Origin of the sequence: Paenibacillus fonticola DSM 21315, from assembly GCF_000381905.1 — a bacterium.
Classification (GTDB): Bacteria; Bacillota; Bacilli; order Paenibacillales; family Paenibacillaceae; genus Fontibacillus; species Fontibacillus fonticola.
The window spans coordinates 1-3,514 of record NZ_KB907302.1; the positions used below are offsets into that span (position 1 = coordinate 1).

General features: G+C 41.0%; 5 protein-coding genes. All 5 read left to right on the forward strand.

Features of this window, described 5'->3' with window-relative positions; all coding sequences use genetic code 11:
* The coding region (locus G358_RS34355) for an RHS repeat domain-containing protein (RefSeq protein ID WP_019640780.1) at positions 1 to 930 on the forward strand (930 nt) is incomplete at its 5' end.
* 27 nt (positions 931 to 957) lie between these two features.
* A complete protein-coding gene (locus tag G358_RS0129120; protein ID WP_019640781.1) occupies positions 958 to 1,170 on the forward strand; it encodes a bacteriocin immunity protein in 213 nt (70 codons plus the stop codon).
* A 148-nt stretch (positions 1,171 to 1,318) separates the two neighbouring features.
* Positions 1,319 to 1,675, forward strand: a complete 357-nt coding sequence (locus tag G358_RS34360; protein WP_019640782.1) for an RHS repeat domain-containing protein — start codon at positions 1,319 to 1,321, stop codon at positions 1,673 to 1,675.
* A gap of 424 nt (positions 1,676 to 2,099) precedes the next feature.
* The gene (locus tag G358_RS31490) at positions 2,100 to 2,684 is read left to right on the forward strand and encodes a hypothetical protein (RefSeq protein WP_019640783.1); all 585 of its coding nucleotides are present in this window, start codon (positions 2,100 to 2,102) and stop codon (positions 2,682 to 2,684) included.
* A gap of 220 nt (positions 2,685 to 2,904) precedes the next feature.
* Positions 2,905 to 3,514: RHS repeat domain-containing protein (locus G358_RS0129135; RefSeq protein ID WP_026342526.1), on the forward strand; the 610-nt coding region annotated here is incomplete at its 3' end.

Consider the following 3,514-nt stretch of genomic DNA (forward strand, 5'->3'; position numbering starts at 1 on the left):
TCTGAACCAGCATCAATTGAGTCAGTGTTCTCTCGACTTACGAATTCCGATAAATCAGGGCAAGAACCTGACCCAGCAAGTCTTATCACTTGGGTGTTTGAAGACGGCACCTTCCATCCAGCAGCAAAGATTACGTCCGAGGGTCATTACAGTATCGTCACTGACCATCTGGGTACTCCTGTGGAAATGTATGATGAGCACGGGGAACGGGTATGGTCTTGTGAGCTGGATATCTACGGAAACGTAAGAAAGTTTATTCTCAAGGGCGATCACAACGCCTGTCCGTTCCGTTACCCGGGCCAATATGAGGACGTGGAGACCGGGCTCTACTACAACCGTTTCCGCTACTATTCGCCACATGAAGGCATGTACACGCAGCAGGATCCGATTGGATTGGCTGGAGGCATACGCCTGTATGGGTATGTGGACGATCCGATTATTTGGGTGGATGTGTTTGGGCTTAAGAAGAATGGCGGCAGTAGTAGCGAAAATTCAACGCATTGTGGTGGCGGGGGGCAAGGAAATGCCAGAAACTCTCCTGGTGTTGCTACAAGTAGTAAAGCCTCAGATACAAATAAAATGATGAGGGGAACTGATGGAAATGCTGGAGTGGTCCCTAAAGATGTAGCGGATAAACTAAATGGGAAACAGTTTAATAATTTTGATGAATTTAGGAGGGAGTTTTGGAAAGCAGTCTCTAATTCCAAATATTCAAAAGAATTTAGTTCTGCTAATATTAAACGTATACAGCAAGGTTACGCACCTATCGCCACTAAATCTCAGCAATACGGTGGACATAAAAGTTATATCTTACATCATAAAACACCAATACAGCATGGAGGTGGAGTATATAATGTTGATAACATACTAATTGTATCTCCTAGACTTCATCAGGAAATACTTAATAAAAGTTATCATTTTGGGCGATAAATATAGCTAATAAAGGTGGTTTATAGTTTGAAACTTAATAAAGAAGAATTAATTAAAGTTGTAGAAAAAATATTAAATGCGGAAGATTCAGAAGAAGAACTTGATAATTTGATAGATATTCTAGAGAAAAATGTCCCACATCCCAATGTAAGTGATTTGATATTTTGGAATGATGAAGAGCTAAGTGCTGCAGAGATAGTCGAGGAAGCACTCAAATATAAACCTAATTTACTTCCATAGAAAACAAATGTTTTATGATCTACATTATTATCACAAGAAAAATGATGTTGAGATATATCTTGTGACAGTATAATTATCCCTCAGAAGAGATCCCATATCTCCTCTGAGGGGTATTTTATTTGTAACGAAATAGATTAATTTTGAATTATTGAAGACAAAAGTTGATCCGGCGAATCTCATCGCCTGGTCATCTGTGGCGAAGATTACAAGCGGAGGTCATTACAGCATCGTTACCGACCACCTGGGTACCCCTGAGCACGGGGAACAAGTATGGTCTTGTGAGCTGGACATCTACGGGGACGTAAGAAAGTTTATTCTTAAGGGCGATCGCACCGCCTGTCCGTTCCGCTACCCGGGCCAATACGAGGACGTGGAGACCGGGCTGTACTTCAACCGTTTCGGCTACTATTCGCCACATGAAGGCATGTACACACAGCAGGATCCGATTGGATTGGCTGGAAATAATCCGACGTTGTATGGATATGTGTATGATCCAATTATATAAATTGATGTGCTTGGACTATTAAAGGAATTTGAAATAGCGCCATACGGTAGTCCGTTACATCTAAAAGATGGCTATACCGCACATGAACTTTTGCAAAATGCCTGGTTAAAATATAATGCTGGTGTTAGTCGAGGGGTTGGAATACTATCAAGGCATAATCCAGCTATTGCATTAATAGAAAATCCACTTCATAAGAAGATAACTTCTTTGCAAAGAAAGTATGGGCTCTTTAATGCAGATATATTATCTAAGCAGAGTGCTTTAACTAATATTAATAGGAATGCGGCAATTACAAGAAATGTAATAAAAGAAAATTGATTGAAAGGGGAATGGATCCTGTTAAGGCAAAGGCATTTGCTACTGAGAGGGTAATGGACTTAAGAGATCAAGCTATTGCACATGCTAAAAAACATGGATTCATAAAATGCAAATGATAGATTATAATGATATTTTTGTTGATAAAACTCATTGTTTGGTTTTTCAGGCATGCACATATACTGAGGAATTTATGAGTTGGATAGGCGGAAGAGCACCGGCATTTTTTGATGACAAAGAGGATTTAATTAATAATAGTGATAGGAAATATCACTTTTATCTAAGCTTAGTTAACCCGCTCCAAAAAAGTCAAATGCTTTCAATATTTATCCCGATTGATTTTGAAGATTATCTGGATAACAATATTTATCCTAATTGTTCGATTCTATTAATTGAACATCCGATAACACCTGAGAGTGATCTTGATATTTTTACTAATCCAGGGCTCGTAAAACATTCAATCGATAATGGGGAAATAGTAAGTGAGAAGGTTGCGATGAATCAGTCATTTTTTATTAAAATGGGCGGATATCCACGGTTGATTCAAGATGAGGAATATTACTTATCGGAGCTTACGAATGATTCTTTTGATTTTATGTTCCAGGTAGATGAAGATGGGTATCCAAGGACTGTGGTTAAAGGGAACATGCCTTTTAATTTTGGGGCATTATATGTATGTATTTGCTCAAATTAAAAATTATGAAATAAAACAAGTAATAGCAGGATTCTGGCAATATTCATAACTATTTCTATTTAAACTGGTATATCAATTTTAATTTGTTTAATCGATCTAGGATTCGTAGACCTACTTAAGCACACTAGTAGGTCTATTTCCTAATTCTTAACTAAAAATTTATTATTAATCAACTTCCGCCTACAGCGATGGGCTGGTAGAATCGTATCGCTATAACCGGGTGGGCGATTTACTGGAGAGCTCCAATCCGTTCATAACTGTCAAACTGGAGTACGACTCCGCTGGACGCGTCACCAAAGAATGGCAGGATGGCTACTGGGTTGCCAGCCAGTACGATGAGAACAGCAACCGAACTCAGGTCAGCAGTAGCTTGGGAGCACACTTGACCTTTGAGCGGGATCTGCTCGGGCAAGTTACTCAAATGCAGGCGGAGCGAAAGGGCAAGAGTCAGGGGCAGCAAGGCCAGCAAACCCAACAAACCCAAAGGGATTTTGGTGGGTCATCTCCGACTTCGAGCGCGGAGAATGGCGCAGGCACACCTTGGTCCGCGCAAATGAAATACAACGCGTTGGGCCAGGAAATTGAGCGGTTGATGCCAGGGGGCGTCATCAGCCAGTGGCAATATGACGTAGCAGGCCGCCCTGAACAGCACAGCGTGAAGACCGGCGGACGAGAACATCGCAAAATCAGATACGAGTGGGATGTCAACAACCGCTTGAAGTTGATCACGAATGAGTTGACAGGGAAGCGGACGTTGTTCAACCATGACGACTTTGGCACCCTGATCGGAGCAACTGATCAATACGGAAAAATCTTCCGCATGTCCGACG

What these genes read in the sequence shown, in the direction of transcription:
- G358_RS31490 (WP_019640783.1), top strand. Translation starts at nt 2,100, where the DNA reads ATGCAAATGATAGATTATAATGATATTTTTGTTGATAAAACTCATTGT.